At 38.8% G+C, this 18555-nt stretch carries 17 protein-coding genes; 8 read left to right on the top strand and 9 right to left on the bottom strand.

The features are described from left to right. The first annotated feature begins 255 nt into the window (after positions 1-255). Positions 256-756, top strand: coding sequence for a DUF2726 domain-containing protein (locus AAC388_RS17255; RefSeq protein ID WP_017385843.1), 501 nt, complete (start codon positions 256-258; stop codon positions 754-756). A gap of 147 nt (positions 757-903) precedes the next feature. On the opposite strand, the gene AAC388_RS17250 is transcribed toward AAC388_RS17255, so the two are convergent. The 5 genes from AAC388_RS17250 to creB all read right to left on the bottom strand — a co-directional run bounded on the left by AAC388_RS17250 (position 904) and on the right by creB (position 5255). Further along, the gene (locus tag AAC388_RS17250; RefSeq protein WP_342370978.1) at positions 904-1257 is read right to left on the bottom strand and encodes a RidA family protein; all 354 of its coding nucleotides are present in this window, start codon (positions 1255-1257) and stop codon (positions 904-906) included. 75 nt (positions 1258-1332) lie between these two features. Next, positions 1333-1536, bottom strand: a complete 204-nt coding sequence (locus AAC388_RS17245) for a hypothetical protein (RefSeq protein WP_342370977.1) — start codon at positions 1534-1536, stop codon at positions 1333-1335. 56 nt (positions 1537-1592) lie between these two features. Next, positions 1593-2987 carry a cell envelope integrity protein CreD gene (gene creD, locus AAC388_RS17240; RefSeq protein WP_342370976.1) on the bottom strand — a complete coding sequence of 465 codons (1395 nt, stop codon included), beginning with the start codon at positions 2985-2987 and terminating at the stop codon, positions 1593-1595. Between the two features lie 75 nt (positions 2988-3062). Further along, positions 3063-4529, bottom strand: a complete 1467-nt coding sequence (gene creC, locus AAC388_RS17235) for a two-component system sensor histidine kinase CreC (RefSeq protein WP_342370975.1) — start codon at positions 4527-4529, stop codon at positions 3063-3065. Between the two features lie 3 nt (positions 4530-4532). Continuing rightward, entirely contained in the window at positions 4533-5255 is a 723-nt protein-coding gene (gene creB / locus AAC388_RS17230; protein ID WP_206243354.1) for a two-component system response regulator CreB, read from the bottom strand. A gap of 177 nt (positions 5256-5432) precedes the next feature. Between creB and AAC388_RS17225 the strand changes: the two genes are divergently transcribed. Continuing rightward, positions 5433-5549 carry a hypothetical protein gene (locus AAC388_RS17225; RefSeq protein ID WP_080759734.1) on the top strand — a complete coding sequence of 39 codons (117 nt, stop codon included), beginning with the start codon at positions 5433-5435 and terminating at the stop codon, positions 5547-5549. A gap of 4 nt (positions 5550-5553) precedes the next feature. Here AAC388_RS17225 and dinB read toward each other — a convergent pair whose 3' ends face one another. The 4 genes from dinB to AAC388_RS17205 form a co-directional block, all read right to left on the bottom strand. Then, positions 5554-6609: a DNA polymerase IV gene (gene dinB, locus AAC388_RS17220; protein WP_002121640.1), complete on the bottom strand. Its 1056-nt coding sequence runs from the start codon at positions 6607-6609 to the stop codon at positions 5554-5556. 1 nt (position 6610) lies between these two features. Next, the gene (locus AAC388_RS17215) at positions 6611-7369 is read right to left on the bottom strand and encodes a GH25 family lysozyme (RefSeq protein WP_342370974.1); all 759 of its coding nucleotides are present in this window, start codon (positions 7367-7369) and stop codon (positions 6611-6613) included. A gap of 76 nt (positions 7370-7445) precedes the next feature. Then, entirely contained in the window at positions 7446-8837 is a 1392-nt protein-coding gene (gene mdtD, locus AAC388_RS17210; RefSeq protein WP_320124817.1) for a multidrug transporter subunit MdtD, read from the bottom strand. Positions 8838-9009: 172 nt separating this feature from the next. Further along, entirely contained in the window at positions 9010-9633 is a 624-nt protein-coding gene (locus tag AAC388_RS17205) for a TIGR00730 family Rossman fold protein (RefSeq protein WP_032012517.1), read from the bottom strand. A 326-nt stretch (positions 9634-9959) separates the two neighbouring features. Here AAC388_RS17205 and AAC388_RS17200 point away from each other — a divergent pair, with 326 nt between their 5' ends. From AAC388_RS17200 to AAC388_RS17175, 6 genes are all read left to right on the top strand, one after another. Then, positions 9960-11549 carry a TerC family protein gene (locus AAC388_RS17200; RefSeq protein WP_342370973.1) on the top strand — a complete coding sequence of 530 codons (1590 nt, stop codon included), beginning with the start codon at positions 9960-9962 and terminating at the stop codon, positions 11547-11549. A gap of 73 nt (positions 11550-11622) precedes the next feature. Next, complete coding sequence (locus tag AAC388_RS17195) at positions 11623-12090, top strand: YchJ family protein (RefSeq protein WP_017400146.1); 468 nt, start codon at positions 11623-11625, stop codon at positions 12088-12090. Positions 12091-12135: 45 nt separating this feature from the next. Further along, positions 12136-12780, top strand: a complete 645-nt coding sequence (locus AAC388_RS17190; protein WP_002121256.1) for a trimeric intracellular cation channel family protein — start codon at positions 12136-12138, stop codon at positions 12778-12780. Positions 12781-12862: 82 nt separating this feature from the next. Beyond that, a complete protein-coding gene (locus AAC388_RS17185; protein WP_032037750.1) occupies positions 12863-14182 on the top strand; it encodes an MFS transporter in 1320 nt (439 codons plus the stop codon). A 152-nt stretch (positions 14183-14334) separates the two neighbouring features. Then, the gene (gene parC, locus AAC388_RS17180) at positions 14335-16554 is read left to right on the top strand and encodes a DNA topoisomerase IV subunit A (RefSeq protein WP_032037746.1); all 2220 of its coding nucleotides are present in this window, start codon (positions 14335-14337) and stop codon (positions 16552-16554) included. Positions 16555-16851: 297 nt separating this feature from the next. Next, positions 16852-18531 carry a long-chain-fatty-acid--CoA ligase gene (locus tag AAC388_RS17175; RefSeq protein ID WP_320561882.1) on the top strand — a complete coding sequence of 560 codons (1680 nt, stop codon included), beginning with the start codon at positions 16852-16854 and terminating at the stop codon, positions 18529-18531. The last annotated feature ends 24 nt before the right edge of the window (positions 18532-18555 follow it).

Genomic DNA, 18555 nt, shown 5'->3' with positions numbered 1-18555 from the left:
ATAATGAGATTTTTGAGGATTTAAAGTACAAAAAACGTAACGAATAATGATAAATAGCCAAAATCTGACGAGCTGCACTTGATTGTTATTGATTCTATGATTATAAATAATGTGAGGGTGGCTAAATTTAAGCCAAGCTTGATAACTACAAGTGAAATTACTAAGTGAACCTTTTAAAAAACGGCTGTGTCGTTATCAATTAAAACAAAGTGTGATCTAGCAAAATCATTATAAAAAACTTAAAGGATTAGGCCCATGTATTATTTAATCACGATCTTATTATTATTTCTGGTTGTTGTTATGGCAGTGAAAAGTCTGTCACGAAGGCATCAACATGATAGTGCTTTAAAGCGCCGTGCAGTGTTAACTAGCCATGAGCAAATGACCTTAACCAGACTACAAACTGTTTTGCCCAAATTTACAGTATTAGCGCATGTATCTTTTGATGCACTTTTAACTACAAAATACGCGCATACACGTCGTAAATATCAAAATATGTCAGCTGATTTTGTTGTGCTTGATCAAAATTATCAGGTAGTTGTAGTTGTTGTTCTAGGGGAAAACGGGTTGCGCCGAGCTCATCAACAATATGAACGTCGTCTATTACAATTGGCTGGCTATCGTGTGCTTCATTATAGCAGTGTGCCTGATTATCATGACCTAAGAAGAGATTTATTGAGTCCTGAATCAGAGTTAGCAACTTTGCATGCGACACCCCAGCTAGAAAGAATGTCAAATGCTTTTGTTAAGCCTTAAAAATTCGACATTAGCGCAACTAATCTGAGAGCTCATTTAAGAATATCTTAATAAAATGCTGAAATTCAAAATTTTAAAATTACTAAAAAATTGAGCAATATCACCCAAAATATTGCTCAATTTTACATGGATTTATAATTATAAAAATTATGGAAGTACCGCAACAACCGTCATTTCTACAAGTACATCTGGTGCATAGAGTTTTGATTCTACACATGTACGTGCTGGTGGGTTCCCTTCGCTAATCCATGCATCCCAAACCGCATTCATTGCTGCATAATCTTTTTCAATATCTTTTAAAAAAATCATGACAGAAAGGATATGGGTTTTATCTGTTCCAGCTTCTGCCAATAGACGGTCAATATTAGCTAAAGTTTGTTGAGTCTGCCCTGTGACATCTGTGCTTGTATCATCTGCGAGTTGCCCAGCTAGGTGTACCAAATTACCTGAAATCGCAACTTCGCAGTAGCGTGAAGTAACGTGTAAACGCTGCACAGACATAAGTTTTACCTGATATAAAAACGATAGAAAAGATTGTACTTGATACAATTCTAATGCAGTGTAAATTTCTTTAAATTAGGCTGAAAAAGTTTCTATTTCCATTAATTTACGCTGTTTGAAAATAAGAATAGAGCGGTATTGTGGGCAAACAATAATATTACCTAAATTTAAAAATTGGATTTTGGCGCGCCGAAGCTGATTCAAGCAAGCTGCAATGGAGCTTTGATTTGGACACAATTGTTTGAGTTGACTTAAAGCTGATTTGGTCGTTTGATACATGGTAAGATCCTAATTTAAATATAAAAATTTAACTTCGTCTGATAGATTTAGATGCGCTATTGTTCGGACTGATACCAATTAACATGGCGTGTGATGTACATGACACATGCAATTAGTATGAACGAAAGAATAGAGCCAAAAAGGAAGGTCTTGCCGCTGGATTGTAGTAATAGATACATCATGCCGTATAACGCACTGAGCAAAACACCGAAGAGTATAGCGGCTTTAAAACCTTGAACGACGAAGTATAAATACCAAGTAATCAAGCCAATACATGCAACTGCCGCAACGAGGTAGGCTAGGCCAAAAGCATAATATTCACTTATAGATAGAAGCAAAACAAAGAATACACCTTGTGCCATAGCCACCAGAGCGTACTGAACAGGATGAATTTTAAGACTTTTCAAAACTTCAAATAAGAAGAAGCAACCAAAGGTAATGATAATTACCATAATGCCATATTTGATGGCACGATCAGTTTGAGTATAAATATTAACGGGTTCTAAAAACTGCGTTGAAATACCAGAAATGTTATTTGAAGATGTATTTGAAGCAGTATAAGCAGCATCAACATCACTGATCAGATTGCTTTGAGTATTTACAGCTTGGTAAAAACACTGACTATTTGCACAGGTTGAGAGACGATCTAAATTACGTTTACCTAAAGCCATATTTTTCCAGTCAGCTTCAAAGAATTGTTTTTTGCTCAGTTTCTTAAAAGGCAAACTTTGTCCATCGTATTTGACATCTCCCCAATTGCCTTTAGCTTGATAGGTCATCTCGTAACTGGTTGGAATAAAGGCAAATTCGCTTAAACCTTCTAAATCAAATTGCAGACTAAAGCTAAAACCTTTTTGCAATTTTGGAATCAGTTCAGGATATTGTTTGCTGGTAATATGAAGAAGATCAAAGCCATGTTGACCTTGGCTTTGTGCAGAAAAGTCAAATTTATAATTTTTTCCATCAATATTAAATATTGGTTTGGTATTTAGACCGCGAGCATCTTGGATAGGAAAAATGATTTCAGCTTGATCCCAAAGATAGTTGCGTTGTGATTCAAACATTGTGCCTTTAAATACACCTTTACCTAACATGTGATTTTGATAGCTAATTGCTTTATACATATTGCGTTTGTAAGTGTTATCAGAAACTTTAAACTGAGCTTTCCAGTCCGTTGATTCTGCCCCTAGGGTGACAAATAATGTTTGGATACAAGCGTAAGTTTTCTTTTGCTCATCGGTACATATGGTTTGAACTTGATAAGGGATTTTTAAATATGGTGCGATCACTTGTTGTGGGCGAATTTGTTCTTTTGCAATGTCTTGAATTACTTGTTGTTGATAGCTTTGGCGTTCATCTACCAAGCTTGAAATAAAAAAGAGACCAATATAAAAAATCAAAATTAGGAATAAAACCGCTCCTATTTTAAGATTAATAGAGTTTCTACGCATGGTGGATTCCATTGTCATTCTGATATGACCAGTGTCTCGAATTGATATGCGTTTTAAATGAGTTGCAGTTGAAGCTTATGTGAAGTTTTGATGAAGTAAAATTTTTACCAATACTCCCGATTTGTGTTGCTTTAAAAAATCCAAATAATTTTCAGGGATATTTTGAATAGTGATATGACCTTGATGCTGTTGGATAATCTGCTGCACGATACTTAGTCCGATACCTGTACTTCTTTGCTGGTTATGCGGACGTGGTAATGAAAAATAGGTTTCAAAGACACGATTTAAGGCATATTCAGGAATGGCTTCACCTTCATTGAATAACAGAATTTCAATGCCATCAGTGACAGTATTTTTCCTGAGTTGAATGGCGATAAGGCCATACTCAGAACAAAAGTCTCTTGCATTATCTACTAGATTATTGATGGCTTGTTTAAGCCAAAATGTATCAGCGTAGATTATGTAATGCTCAGGAAGATTCAGCTCTAATTGGAGATGTTTAATTTGGAGAGCACTGTGTTGTTGTATCAAACAATCTCGAATCACTTTTGATAAGTCAATATTTTGAAACTCTAAAACATGCTGATTCTTCTCTAAACGTGTGAGCAATAGCATACGTTCAATTAAAGATTGTAAGCGATGACTTTGCTCAACAATATGTGCAGCAAATTGTTGTTGATCTTCTAAGGGCAGATCATCTTGTAATAGTTCTGCGCTGGCTTGAATCGCCGTGAGTGGACTTTTCAATTCATGAGTTAGAGTATTTACATAATTTTCGACATAAGCACGATCTTCGAGTTTCTCTCGCATTTCACTGAGCGCTTGAGTGACTTGGTTCAGCTCTTTTGCAGAATAAAAAAATGGAGCTTGATTGACAGGTGCTAGTGCTTGAGCATAACGACGTACTTTATCAATACTGTGTCTTAACCAATATGCCACCATGCTTGCAAGTAATAAGCTGAGTGCAGCGATCCAGAGCGCTTGATAAATCAGTTGACGTTCGGCACGTGCGATATACGGTTGCACGGATAGATTTGGTTTACCAATACTGACTACACCTATTAATTGGTGTTTGTAGATAATCGGCGCAGCGATATACATTACACTGCTGTTTCGATCATAAGGTGTGGTTGCAGTAGAACGTGCACCGTACTTACCTTGTAGGGTTAAATAAACATCATTCCATTTTGAATAATCTTGCCCAATGGCTTGATCTTCTGAGTCGTAGATTACTATGCCGTGCTGATCTGTTATATAAAGTTGTTGATTAATTTCATCTTTTTTATGCTGCCAAATTGTAGCATTCAGTTGGCGAGATAATGCTGCTTGAATTTTTTGATCAAATTCGGGCGTACTAACTTGTTTTTGTGCTACATCTTCTGCAATCAGTTGGGCAATAATATTGGCATTTTCAGCAAGTGTGTCTTCGACCACTTGGCGGACATTTGGTTTGACCTGTTGGTTTAATGTATAAGCAATAAAGCTTAGGCTCAGTACCACCACTAAGCTAAAGAAAAACCAAATGCGGATAAAGATGGACATTGATTAACCGAACTTCACTAGACTGTATCCGAACCCTCGATGCGTCCGAATAGGGTCATTATCAGGGGTAATTTGTTTTAGTTTTTGCCTTAAACTTTTGATATGCGTATCGACTGTGCGCTCTAAGCTATGCTCAGGATGTTCCCAAATATGATCCATTAATTGCTGACGGCTAAAGACTTGTTCAGGATGTTGAATCAACAAAAATAATAATCGATATTCATAACGTGTCAGTTGTAATGATTTTCCATAATATTGAATTTGCAAAGATTGTGGTTTGCATGACCATATCGAGCATGGAGCAATTATTGCAGCCTGAGAGATTGGATTTTGACTTGAATTACTTTGTATTTGTACTTCCATTCTACGCCAAATGGCTTTAATTCTAGCCACAATTTCCCTTGCACTAAAAGGCTTTGTACAATAATCATCTGCGCCAATTTCCAAACCGACAACTCTATCAATTTCATCATCTCGTGCCGTAAGAAATAATAAAGGTGTTTGAGATTTTTGGCGTAGTTGTTTGCAGACTTCAAAGCCGTTAAGATCAGGTAAACCGATATCTAAAATAATAAAATCAAAAGCTTGTTCTGAAAGATATTGTAATGCTTGAGTCCCCGTATTTGCCCAACTGACATTCCAGCCTTCACGTTCAAGCGCATAACGTAGAGGAAGAATAATCGCAGCTTCATCTTCAATACATAAAATTTGTTTAGGACTCATCATGGTTAACTAATTAATATGTTGTAATTTTATTGAGTTAGTTTAACGGAAGATACGGTAGAGAAATGCTGTAATATTAATTTTTTATAATTCTTTATAAGATAAAGGGCACATTTGTGCCCTGCAATATTCGGATTTGGTCGTCACGCCAATCACAGGACGATATGCCGAAAGTAAAGGTTGCTTTGGCATGTTGCAAATACATGGGTAATGAATATGCGTGGATTAGGTTACTCTAAAGTTTTAGTAAAAGGGAGTCTATTTTGTTTAAAAGTTGCTCTTTTGAGTGAAAAGTAGTCAATTACCAGAGGTTAAGCTGGAAGTCATCAGCTTGGGTCTGTAATTGATAAACGCCTATACCAATCAGGCGAAACTGGAAATGTTCGGGTATCTGCATTTCATTTAACAATAAAAATAAAACTTGGATTAGGTCCTGTAGCGACTGGATCGGTCTTTTAAAGCTTTTACTATGTTGTAGAGTCTGAAAATTCTTGAGTTTAAGTTTGATATTCACACCACGTGCATTGAGCTGTTTTTTCTCTAATGTTTGCCAGACTTTTTCAGCTAATCCCTGCCAATAGGGCTGACATTGAGCCAAAGTAAAATCACTGTCAAAAGTGGTCTCTTTCGAAATTTGTTGGCGAGCTCTTTCAGCTTGAACAGGTCTATGGTCAATCCCCTGAGCATATAGATAGAGTTGTTGTCCATATTTACCGAAGTGGTGAACCAAAACAGCTTCTTCAATTTTCTGTAAATCACCTAACGTATGTAGCTGAAGCTGTTGTAATTTTTCCTGAGTGACTTTACCCACGCCTGGAATCTTTTTAAGCGGAAGGTCTTGAATAAAAGTAGCAACTTGCGAAGGTTTGATTACACATAAGCCATTAGGTTTGTTCCAATCCGAAGCAATTTTTGCCAAAAACTTATTTGGTGCCACACCAGCTGATGCGGTCAATCCGGTTAATCTAAAAATATCTTCCCGAATATGCATGGCAACTTCAGTTGCACTCGCAATCTGTTTTAGGTTTTCAGTGACATCTAAATAAGCTTCATCTAAAGATAAAGGTTCAATAAGTAGCGTATATTGCTGAAAGATTGAGTGAATTTGAGCAGAAACCGTACGGTATTTTTCAAAATTTGGTTCAATAATGACAACTTGAGGACATAGTTTTCTTGCCTGACTCATCGACATGGCAGAACGCAAACCAAATTCACGGGCAGGGTAGGAGGCAGCAGCAATCACAGCTCGCGGATGATGCGAAGAAATAACGACGGGAAGATGCTTTAGATCAGGACGCTCTCGCAATTCGACCGATGCATAGAAGGCATCCATATCGATATGAATGATTTTGCGCATATTATTGTGCTTTCACGATGCCTTGCTGCTGTAAAAAATGATGCCATTCTTTGACTGAACCCTCATAAACATTTAGGTCTACTGGTTTTGTCATGCCTTCAATTTTACCTTGATTACTATGTTGCCAAAAGAGCCATTTTCTTTTGTCTTTCAGCTCAGGTTTTCCTTCGTAATCTCTAACCCAAAGCGGTGTATTAGGAAAACTTCCTATTAATACAATGTGGTAAAAAGTTTTGGAAATATAAAAGATGGGCTGTTTGCCATAGTGCTGTTTTAAGCGGTCATGCATGATGCCTATTTCTTTAAGTAATTGTTCTTTGGTGTGTGCATTAATACAGTTACCGTCATATTCTAGATCGATAACAGGAGGAAGGGCATCGGCTTTGTTGGGTACAGTCGCAATAAAGTTATCCGCTTGCGTTTTACCATCACGGCATAGACGATAAAAGTGATAAGCGCCCACATTAAACCCATGTTCACGTGCCTTGAGCCAGTTTTCCTGAAATTTTGAATCTTTGTAATCGCCGCCTTCAGTCGCTTTTAAATAGACGAATTGAAATTTTTCCGGTGATATTTTTTTCCAGTTAATATCTCCTTGATGATGAGAAACATCGAACCCTTGCACCGGATAATCCTGCGCAACAGCTTTTTGTTGATAGAACAGACCAAAATAAGCTAAGACTCCCATAACACAAGCTAAGCCAATTCCGATTAGGGTATTGTGCCGTGATGTGAAAAAAGTTTTAGCCAGTTTGCTCATTCAAAACTCGTTAAAATTTGAAGTCGACATCATAGCGTGATTCGCGAGCGAGAAACCATGCTAAAAATGCAACTGCTTATACAGGCGTATCCTTTGGAATTTGCCAGAAAATAAAAGCAGTAATGACATTGATACAACCGAGACAAATGAGAGTGACATGAAACGCTGTTGTCACGTGGTCTGAACCATAATAATTAGTAAAAATATTAATGAGGGTACCTGCCAGTGCAACACCAATACTCATTGATAGCATCATGATCATCGACAAGAAACTATTACCGCTACTCGCATCTTGTTGAGGCAAGTCTTTCAAGGTTAATGTATTCATGCCAACAAATTGCAGTGAATTTAATGTTCCAAACAAGAAAAAGTGCAAGGCTCTAAACCAAGTTGGAGTATCGACGGTCATGATTGCAAAAGAGGCAATACATAGCCCAACTAATGTTGTGTTAATGAGTAAAAAACGTCGGTAGCCAATTTTTTGAATAATAGGCCTGACAATTGGCTTTGAAAATAATGAGCCCAAGACCAAGGGAATCATCATTAAACCTGCAATAAAGGGTTCAAAACCAAAAGCAACTTGTAGCATGAGTGGTAAAACAAAAGGCAAAGCATTACCACCAAAGCGAGCAAAGAAATTACCTAAAATACCAATCGCATAAATTTTGTTTCTAAAGAGTCGGCTGCGGAATAATGCATTTTGATGAGTATGTGAATGGTAGGCATACCATAGTGTTGCGATTATTCCGACGACTAATAATGAAATGCTAAACCATTTTGAATATTCAGGTGAGGCTAGGTGTTCGATCCCTAAAGACCATCCAATCATGGCCACGACTAATAAGATGAAGCCACCCAAATCGAATGTTTTGACTGAAGGTTCTTTTACATTTGGCATGACTTTTAGTGTCATTAATATGCCAAGTATACCCATAGGAATATTGATGAGAAAAATCCAATGCCAAGTTGCAACTTCAACCAACCATCCGCCCAAAGTTGGACCAGCCAAAGGCCCGAGTAAACCTGCAAGGCTCATTAAGCTCATCGCAGCTAAGAACTGAGTTCGAGGAATAATTTTTAAAAGTGATAATCGGCCAACAGGAAGTAGTAAGGCTCCGCCTACGCCTTGGATGACTCGGAAAAATAACAGCTGATTGAGACTCTGAGAAAGACCACAACCTAAAGAAGCCAGAGTAAAAATTACGATTGCCGACAAGAAAATATTTCTAACACCAAAGCGGTCTGCTAACCATCCACTTAGAGGAATACAGGCAGCAACCGATAATACATAGGCCACCACTACACTGTGCATGCGTAAAGGGTCTTCATTTAGATGATGAGCCATTGCAGGAATAGCAGTATTTACAATGGTTGTGTCCAAGGCCTGCATAAAAAAGCCAATAGAAACCAAAAGAACGAGTAAGCGATATTCGGGTTGCAAGGCTTGGTGAGTCGGCGTGGCATTCATAACATTTGAAAATTAACGTTTTGGTCTAGTGTAAAACAAATTGAATTTAAAAGAAGTAAGCCAATGTTGAATACCCCTTTACTAAATCTAAGTTCTTTTGAAGGTAGAGATGAAAATAGTTAAAACAAAAAAAAGCGGCAGAACCGCTTTTTTAAATAGAGTAGGTGGATAACTAGACAACAAATCTTTTTGGCATTTTTAAGTTTTTAATGACGTTATAAATTTGATCAACATCATCACATACAATTAATTTAGCTCGGTGCTGAAGGGGAAGGAAACCTTCTTGAACTGCATGGTCTAATTGGGCAATAAGTGCGTTATAAAAGCCATTTACGTTATATAAAATCATGGGCTTTTGGTGTTGGTTGAGTTGGCCCCAAGTAGCAATTTCCAATATTTCTTCAAATGTCCCTAAACCACCTGGTAATGCAATGAATGCACTCGCGCGTTCTGCCATCATGGCTTTACGTTCGTGCATAGTTTCGACCACATGTAATTCAGTTAGACCTGCATGTGCGACTTCATAATCAAGCATAAATTCAGGGATTACACCGACAGCCTCTCCGCCGTTTGCGAGAACGCTATCTGCGACTTGTCCCATTAAGCCGATACTGGCACCGCCGTAGACTAAACCAAAACCTTGGTCAGCAATTCCATGAGCAAGTTCAATTGCTTTTTCTCGGTAAATTGGATTATTTCCTGCACGTGAACCACAATATAATGCAATAAGAGGTTGTTTTGTTTTTACAGCTGTTATTGGTGAATCATTTACTGCCATTGTTAATACGCTATTCATTGCTTTATTTTCACCTTATCACGTTCATATTTCTTGTCTACACTAAGCAAAAGATATGACAACTTTATAAGCAGATTTATAAGAAAGAGTCATGTTTTGTATGGGTTTGGTGAATGCTAATCATGAACAAATAAAAATGATGAATTTATGTTAAATCTTGCCTATACTAAAAATTCGTTTAACAACATATGAACAAATATGGGTAGTGGTTGTAGTCGCTCCGTTTTAATTTCTTGTCTTAAAAAAACATTTTCCTCACTTTGTGAAGGCGCGCCTGTTGTGTTGCCAAATAAAGATAAAATTCAAACAACACAGGAGCAGGATCGATGATCTTTGAATGGATGTCTGATCCCTCTGCGTGGGTGGGTTTAGCAACTTTAATCGTTCTTGAAATTGTATTGGGGATCGATAACCTCGTTTTTATTGCGATTTTGGCTGAGAAATTACCGCCAGAGCAACGAGCTAAAGCCCGTATAATCGGTTTGGTGCTCGCGTTAGGAATGCGTCTTGTACTCTTAGCCTCAATTGCTTGGGTCGTGACACTGACTGAGCCACTCTTCCATATTTTTGATCATCCTTTTTCTGGTCGTGATTTGATCTTGTTGTTCGGTGGTGTGTTCTTATTATTTAAAGGCACCATGGAATTGCATGAACGAATGGAAGGAAAACAACTCCATAAAGAAGATAATCCTGTTCATGCAGCGTTCTGGATGGTTATTGTCCAGATTGTTGTACTGGATGCCGTATTCTCATTAGACAGTGTGATTACAGCTGTTGGTATGGTGAAAGAGCTGTCAGTGATGATGGTTGCGGTTGTTATTGCGGTCGGTATCATGTTGTGGGCATCCAAACCCCTCATGGACTTTGTCAATAAACATCCAACAGTTGTCATTCTATGTCTTGGCTTTTTAATGATGATCGGTTTCTCTTTGGTGGTGGAAGGCTTTGGTTTCCATATTCCGAAGGGTTACTTATATGCTGCAATTGGCTTCTCAGTTTTAGTGGAAGTTATCAATCAGAGCATGCGCCGCAATCAGGAAAAGCTAGTTACAACCACAGACTTGCGTTATCGCACTGCCTCTGCGGTTTTACGTATGTTAGGCAGCAAAAATAGTGGTTCTCCAGATACTCAATCTTCTGATAAAGAAGATGTATTGGCGACACAAGCTTTTGCAGATGAGGTTTTTGACGAAGAAAATGGCGCTTATCACAGTGTGCTTGTACAAGGTGTGCTTGGTTTATCAGAGCGCCCTGTAAAGTCTGTTATGACTCCACGCCCTGAACTTGAGTGGATTGACTTAGACGATGAACCTGAAGTTTTAAAAGAACGTTTAATGTCAATGACACATTCTCGTTTGATCGTTGCACGTGGTGAGCTTGATAATATTGAAGGTATCGCGCTTACGCATAAAGTTTTAAATAACTTTATTGAGACAGGTGTAATTGATTTCCAAAAGCATCTACGTGAACCTGTGATTGTGCATGAAAATGCTCAAGTGCTTATGGTGATGGAGCAATTGCGTCAAGCACCTTTACAAATGGCTATCGTATTAAATGAATATGGTTCCATCGAAGGTATCGCAACACCAATTGATATTTTAGAAGCGATTGCTGGTGAATTCCCAGATGAAGATGAGTTAGACGCTGCTGCTGAAAGCTTGGCAGATGGTTCATTAATGCTTGAAGGCTCAACTGATATTCGCCATGTATCACTTTTATTAGGTCGTGATCTCGTTGACGAAAGTGAACAGTATTCAACTTTATCGGGCTACTTGTTATTCCATTTAGGCCGTTTACCGGAAAATGGTGAAGCTGTTGAGGCAGACGGTTATCGCTTTGAAGTGATTACGATGGAAGGTCATAAAATTGAGAAAGTTCATATTGTTTCTATCGAGCAAGATGAATCAAAAGATTAAATGACGTTTTAAGTCTAGAAACATCATAAAATAGCTCAACTCTGAGCTATTTTTTTTATTTGAGAAGCACTAAATGACCCAACAAACTTGTCCATGTGGAAAAGGCAGCTATACCCAATGTTGTGAGCCTTTACATTTAGGCACAGCCAAAGCACTAACGGCAGAGCAGCTTATGCGTTCACGTTATAGCGCTTTTGCATTACAGCAAATTGATTATATTGTGCAAACGACTGCTTTAGGTCAGCAAACAGCACTTCATAAAGATAGCATTGCAGAGTGGAGCAAACAAAATCAATGGTTGGGTTTAGAGGTGGTTAATGCCAACGAAAAATTAGATAAAACTCATGCACAGGTTGAGTTCAAGGCTCATTATCATGATGGGCAAAAAGCCCAAATTCACCACGAGGTTTCACATTTTGTTTATCACCAGCAAAAATGGTTTTTCCTCGACCCAACGGTCGATATGCAGGTCACCATGAAACAACCTTGTATATGTGGTTCAGGAAAAAAATTTAAGCAATGCTGTGCACAATTTCTGTAAGTTTATCTTAAAATACGCTCACTGTTTGGCCTGAGGGAAAGGGCGATGTTACTCACCGTTATTTATATTATTGCGATTACTGCAGAAGCTATGACAGGCGCATTGTCTGCTGGTCGACGGAGTATGGACTGGTTCGGTGTCGTACTGATTGCCTGTGTAACTGCTTTAGGTGGTGGTTCGGTGCGAGATGTATTGCTTGGTCACTATCCTTTAACTTGGGTAAAACATCCTGAGTACTTGGTTCTGACATGCTGTGCTGCATTTGTCACGATTATTATTGCCAAATGGATGCGTCATTTACATAACATCTTTTTGGTGCTCGATGCTTTAGGCTTGATTGGTTTTACGATCATTGGTTGCCAGATTGCCTTACAAATGGGACATGGTTTTGTCGTCTCGGCAGTAGCTGGAGTGTTGACTGGAGTATCTGGTGGTATTTTACGTGATATTTTATGTAACGATGTCCCGTTCGTTTTCCGCCGTGAACTCTATGCGAGTATCTCTTTTGTAGCAGTCATCTGTTACTGGGTTTGTCAGGATTTAGGATTAAGCCTAGAGTTAACCGTTATTTCAACTTTAATTTTTGGCTTTACCTTACGTCTGATTGCGATCTATTTTGGCTTAGAAATGCCTAAATTTATTTATAAAGATGATGATGCAGAATCGGCTTCTTCAACTGACGAACATTAATCATGCAGAATTCGATGTGAGCATGATATAACAATTAAATATATTGTCTTGCTCACTTATTTTTTCCAGTAGAGTTTTTCCTATGGATCTGGTTTCACGTATACAAAATCTTCCAATTGGCAAATTTCACTACACATTACTGTGGGTGGTTGGTTTAGGTTGGATGTTTGATGCGATGGACACAGGGATCATTGCTTTTATTATGACAACGCTTGTTAAAGACTGGGCATTAACACCAGCCGAAAGCGGTTGGATTGTGAGTATCGGTTTTGTAGGAATGGCTATTGGAGCTGTTTGTTCGGGAGCTTTAGCAGACCGCTTTGGCCGAAAGACAATATTTGCAGTGACCATGGCGATCTATAGCATTGCCACTGCCTTATGTGCTTTTGCTCCAGACTTAAAGTGGTTATTAATTTTCCGTTTTATTGTTGGTCTTGGGCTTGGTGGACAGTTACCCGTTGCAGTGACATTGGTGAGCGAATACATACCTGCGCATGTACGTGGTCGTTTTATCGTTCTACTCGAAAGTTTTTGGGGTTTGGGCTGGTTAGTTGCTGCACTCATTTCTTATTTTATTATTCCTAAATTTGGTTGGCACATTGCATTCCTTATGGGTGGCCTCCCACTGATTTATATTTTAGTCATTTGGAAAAAACTCCCTGAATCTATACCTTACCTGATTAACCGTGGACGTGTTGAAGAAGCACATGCATTGGTTCAAAAATTAGAAGCTCAAGCAGGCGTTCAAATTGTTCACCACATTGAAGTCGTGCCTGTAGCCATGCGACAAAAAGTCTCTTTTAAACAACTTTGGAGTGGTCAATTTGCTCGCAGAAGCTTAATGCTTTGGCTCATCTGGTTTGGAATTGTATATTCCTACTACGGTATCTTTACGTGGCTGCCAAGTTTATTAGTGAAACAGGGCTATGACATCGTTAAATCTTTTGAATATGTTTTGCTTATGATTTTGGCGCAGCTACCAGGCTACTTGGCAGCGGCATGGTTTGTAGAGCGATTGGGTAGAAAAATTACACTCGCTGCATTTATCGGTTTTTGTGCCTTGTCTGCATATTTCTTTGGACAAGCCGATAGTGTAAATAGCATTATGTTTTGGGGTTGTCTCATGTCCTTCTTTAATTTGGGTGCATGGGGAGTGTTATATACCTATACACCAGAGCAATATCCAGCCAACATTCGGGCTTTTGGTTCGGGCTGGGCATCGGCAATGGGCCGTTTAGGTGGAATTTTGGCGCCGATAGTCGTCACTCATATGATGGTTTCCAAAAATGGGTTTAGCCATGTTTTTATAATGTTTACTATTGTTTTACTTTTGGTTGCAGCTGTAATTTTAATATTAGGTGAAGAAACACAAGGTAAAAGACTAGAGTCGATAGGCCTCTAGTTTTGCCTAACTTTATAGCAAGTAACTAAAAATATAGAGAGATGAGACATAATTTGACGCTCAGGTGACAGAGTCCCTCTTGTGTCTGTAACATAGCCCACTTAGCATAAGACTCATTTAAAATAACGACTGATTTGGAAGATAAGCTGACTATGACCAGCCTTGCGCATCAAGCGACAGAAAACCGCTCTGTAGCCGAATTTACTGAACAGGCTTACCTGAATTATGCCATGTACGTCATCATGGACCGTGCATTGCCACATATCAGTGATGGCTTAAAACCTGTACAGCGCCGTATTGTCTACGCCATGAGCGAGTTGGGCTTAAAAAGCAGTGGTAAGCCAAAAAAATCGGCCCGTACTGTAGGTGACGTACTAGGTAAATATCATCCGCATGGTGATTCAGCATGTTATGAAGCCATGGTGTTGATGGCTCAGCCATTTAGTTATCGTTATCCTTTAATTGAAGGTCAAGGGAACTGGGGTTCACCAGATGACCCTAAATCCTTTGCTGCGATGCGTTATACCGAGGCAAAACTTTCTGCCTACAGTGAGTTATTACTAAGTGAGTTAGGACAAGGCACGAGTGAATGGCAAGATAACTTTGATGGTTCATTAAAAGAACCGATTACTTTGCCAGCACGAGTTCCTAATATTCTGCTGAATGGTACAACCGGTATTGCCGTTGGTATGGCGACTGATATTCCACCACATAATTTGCGTGAAGTGATTAAAGGAACAATTGCCTTAATTCGTAATCCGCAAACATCAGACGAGAAATTGGCTGAATATATTCCAGCGCCAGATTTACCAACCAAAGCTGAAATTATTACTCCGCCAGAAGAATTACTCAAAATCCAGACGACTGGACGTGGTAGTTACCGCATGCGAGCGGTTTATACCATCGAAAAAAATGAAATCGTGATTACCGAATTGCCGTATCAAGTATCGGGTTCTAAGGTGATCACTCAAATTGCCGACCAAATGCAGGCCAAAAAGCTACCATTAGTGGTGGATGTGCGTGACGAGTCGGATCATGAAAACCCAACACGACTCGTGATTGTACTTCGTTCTAACCGTATTGATGCTGAAGCGGTGATGAGCCACTTATTTGCGACTACCGATTTAGAATCAAGCTACCGTGTTAATTTAAACATGATTGGTGAGGACGGTCGTCCTCAGGTTAAGTCGATTCGACGTATCTTGCTTGAGTGGATTGAGATCCGTAAAAAAACGGTTACTCGCCGTTTGGAATATCATTTAAACCGAATTGAAAAACGCCTACATATTTTGGCAGGCCTTTTAATTGCTTATCTCGATATTGATACAGTTATTCGTATTATTCGTGAAGAAGATCAGCCTAAACCTGTATTGATGGATCATTTCAAAATTGATGAGATACAAGCAGAAGCAATTTTAGAACTCAAGTTACGCCATTTAGCAAAACTTGAAGAGATGGAAATCCGTCAAGAACAGGATGAGCTCTCAGCAAAAGCAGCGATTATTCGTGAACAATTAGAAAACCCAGAATCTTTAAAAAACCTGATTATTGGCGAATTAAAAGAAGACGCGAAAAAGTTTGGTGACGAACGCCGTTCTCCAATTGTTGCACGTGCTGAAGCTGTTCAAATTAGAGAACAAGATTTAATGCCGGCTGAAGCAGTAACGGTGGTTTTATCTGAAGCGGGATGGATTCGTGCTGCAAAAGGTGCGGATGTTGATGCAGAGAATTTAAACTATCGTGCTGGTGACCAATATTTAAGTCATGCGGTGGGCAAAACCAATCAACGAATTTATTTCCTTGATGAGACAGGGCGTAGTTATGCCTTGCCTATTAGCAGTTTGCCATCAGCAAGAGGTTTAGGCGAGCCATTAAGTTCAAAACTTGCTCCTGCAAGTGGAGTTGCGTTTATTCAGGTCTATTTAGATGATGAAGAGTCAGAACTTATTGCTGCTAGCTCATCAGGTTATGGTTTTAAAACTCAAGTCAAACAGTTAGATACCAATGCTAAGGCAGGGAAAAGCTTCTTGTCGGTACCTGAAAAGTCAAAAGCACTACCGTTAATATCTGCCCAAAACATGACACATTTGGCTGTACTCAGCTCAGCAGGTCGACTCCTGATTATTGATTTATTAGAACTGCCAAATTTAAATAAGGGTAAAGGTAATAAGTTGATACAACTTGAAGCGAAAGAGCAGATTTTATCCATGACAACCCTGAACTTAGATGAAATAATTCAGGTGGTTGCAGGTCAACAACATCTAAAATTAAAAGGTGATGATCTACAGAAATACATGGGTAAACGAGCTTCAAAAGGTCACCTCTTACCACGTGGATATCAAAAAGCAAATAAACTGTTGATTCAGAGATAAAGCTAGCGTCGGGCAACATAAATACGCTATATATGGCAATAAGTTCAAGCAATGAACTGAACTTATTGGTATTGGATAACGATTAAAAGGACAGCAATTTGGAGTACGCAATTTGTACTCCATGCAAAAAATTTGACAGGGTCAAATTGTCAAAACTTCTGTCTCATAATCTTGTTCGAAAGTGTCATGAATGTGCCAATAAGTTTTAAATATGTTCTGGCACCAAGAAGCTAAAGAATAGCTGGGGCATTGAATAACAGTTATTACTAAGGATTACGAATCGGAGATAATGGCATTATGGAAAAGATTTGGTTTGCAGAATACCAAAAAACAGGGATTCCAGAAACAGTAGCATTGCCTGCGGAAAATACCTCTCTTGTTGATATTTTTGAGAGTAATTTCCAAAAATTTGGTTCTCGTGATGCCTTTATCTTTATGGATAAAGCGATGTCATTTAACGAGTTGGAACTTGCAAGCCGTAAGTTCGCGACCTATTTGCAAAATTTGGGGTTAGCAAAGGGAACTCGTGTGGCAGTGATGATGCCAAACGTATTGCAATATCCTGTAGTTGCATTAGCTGTGTTACGTGCAGGTTTAGTATTAGTGAATGTAAACCCACTTTATACTGCGCGTGAGCTTGAGCATCAATTAAATGACTCGGGTTCAGAAGTACTCGTGATTATCGAAAACTTTGCCAGTGTTTACCAAAGCATTTTAGGTAAAACTCCTGTGAAGCATGTTGTGGTTGCGACAGTAGGAGATATGCTTGGTACGCTTAAAGGTACATTAGTAAATTTCGTATTACGTAAAGTACGTAAGCAAATTCCTGCTTGGAATATTCCAGGGTACGTTAAATTTAATACAGCATTAAATAAAGTAAGTCCGAGTAATTATAAGCGTCCAAATTTAACTTTAAGTGATACTGCCGTGCTTCAATATACGGGTGGTACTACAGGTGTTTCAAAAGGTGCGGAATTAACACATCTTAATTTGGTTGCCAACCTTTTACAGTGTGATGGTATCTTCCAAAGTAAATTTGGTGCAAATGATGGTGCTAAAGGCGACCGTATTGTTTGCGCACTACCGCTTTATCATATTTTTGCGTTCATGGTTTGCGCGATGTACGGTATGTATAAAGGTCAGGCAAATATCTTGATTCCGAACCCACGTGATTTACCAGCGGTAATTAATGAATTACGTAAATATCAGCCATCATTCTTCCCAGCAGTAAATACATTATTTAATGCTTTAGTAAACAATGAAGAATTTAAACAACTTGACCATAGCAATTTAAAAATGGCGATGGGCGGTGGTATGGCAGTTCTACCTTCTACAGCAGAAGCGTGGAAGAAGATTACTGGTACAACCATTATTGAAGGTTATGGTTTGTCTGAGACTTCTCCGGTAGCGACTGCAAACCCTCCTGCATCTACTGAATTTAGCGGCACAATTGGTATTCCATTACCTTTAACAGAAGTTGCTATTTTAGATGATGACGGTAAAGAAGTTGCTTTAGGTGAGCAAGGCGAAATCTCGATTCGCGGTCCTCAAGTCATGAAAGGCTATTGGAACCGTCCTGATGAGACTGCGAAAGTCATGACTGCAGACGGTTTCTTCCGTACGGGTGATATCGGTGTTATGGATAGCCGTGGATATACTAAAATTGTAGACCGTAAAAAAGATATGATTTTGGTTTCTGGCTTTAACGTTTATCCAAGCGAAATCGAAGAAGTTATTGCTAAACATCCAAAAGTATTGGAAGTTGCAGCAATTGGTGTTCCTGATGAAAAATCAGGTGAAGTGCCAAAACTCTTTATCGTGAAAAAAGACCAAAGCTTAACGACCGAAGAAATTTTGAACTTTGCTAAAGAAAACTTAACAGGTTATAAACGCCCTCGTTATGTTGAGTTTATGGATGAATTACCTAAATCAAACGTAGGCAAAATCTTACGTAAAGACTTACGTAAGCCAGCCTAAAAAGTTAATAAAAAAGCGCCTTAG

Source organism: Acinetobacter sp. D009 (genome assembly GCF_038562025.1).
GTDB lineage: Bacteria > Pseudomonadota > Gammaproteobacteria > Pseudomonadales > Moraxellaceae > Acinetobacter > Acinetobacter pittii.
This window is presented reverse-complemented; position numbering and strand designations above follow the sequence as displayed.

Excerpts from the sequence above, each read along its gene's own strand:
- AAC388_RS17250 (WP_342370978.1), bottom strand. The coding sequence starts at position 1,257 with ATGTCTGTGCAGCGTTTACACGTTACTTCACGCTACTGCGAAGTTGCG.
- dinB (WP_002121640.1), bottom strand. The coding sequence starts at position 6,609 with ATGCGCAAAATCATTCATATCGATATGGATGCCTTCTATGCATCGGTC.
- AAC388_RS17175 (WP_320561882.1), top strand. The coding sequence starts at position 16,852 with ATGGAAAAGATTTGGTTTGCAGAATACCAAAAAACAGGGATTCCAGAA.
- AAC388_RS17200 (WP_342370973.1), top strand. The coding sequence starts at position 9,960 with ATGATCTTTGAATGGATGTCTGATCCCTCTGCGTGGGTGGGTTTAGCA.
- creB (WP_206243354.1), bottom strand. The coding sequence starts at position 5,255 with ATGATGAGTCCTAAACAAATTTTATGTATTGAAGATGAAGCTGCGATT.
- AAC388_RS17185 (WP_032037750.1), top strand. The coding sequence starts at position 12,863 with ATGGATCTGGTTTCACGTATACAAAATCTTCCAATTGGCAAATTTCAC.
- AAC388_RS17215 (WP_342370974.1), bottom strand. The coding sequence starts at position 7,369 with ATGAGCAAACTGGCTAAAACTTTTTTCACATCACGGCACAATACCCTA.
- AAC388_RS17195 (WP_017400146.1), top strand. The coding sequence starts at position 11,623 with ATGACCCAACAAACTTGTCCATGTGGAAAAGGCAGCTATACCCAATGT.
- AAC388_RS17245 (WP_342370977.1), bottom strand. The coding sequence starts at position 1,536 with ATGTATCAAACGACCAAATCAGCTTTAAGTCAACTCAAACAATTGTGT.
- AAC388_RS17190 (WP_002121256.1), top strand. The coding sequence starts at position 12,136 with ATGTTACTCACCGTTATTTATATTATTGCGATTACTGCAGAAGCTATG.
- AAC388_RS17255 (WP_017385843.1), top strand. The coding sequence starts at position 256 with ATGTATTATTTAATCACGATCTTATTATTATTTCTGGTTGTTGTTATG.
- mdtD (WP_320124817.1), bottom strand. The coding sequence starts at position 8,837 with ATGAATGCCACGCCGACTCACCAAGCCTTGCAACCCGAATATCGCTTA.
- AAC388_RS17205 (WP_032012517.1), bottom strand. The coding sequence starts at position 9,633 with ATGAATAGCGTATTAACAATGGCAGTAAATGATTCACCAATAACAGCT.
- creC (WP_342370975.1), bottom strand. The coding sequence starts at position 4,529 with ATGTCCATCTTTATCCGCATTTGGTTTTTCTTTAGCTTAGTGGTGGTA.
- parC (WP_032037746.1), top strand. The coding sequence starts at position 14,335 with ATGACCAGCCTTGCGCATCAAGCGACAGAAAACCGCTCTGTAGCCGAA.
- creD (WP_342370976.1), bottom strand. The coding sequence starts at position 2,987 with ATGCGTAGAAACTCTATTAATCTTAAAATAGGAGCGGTTTTATTCCTA.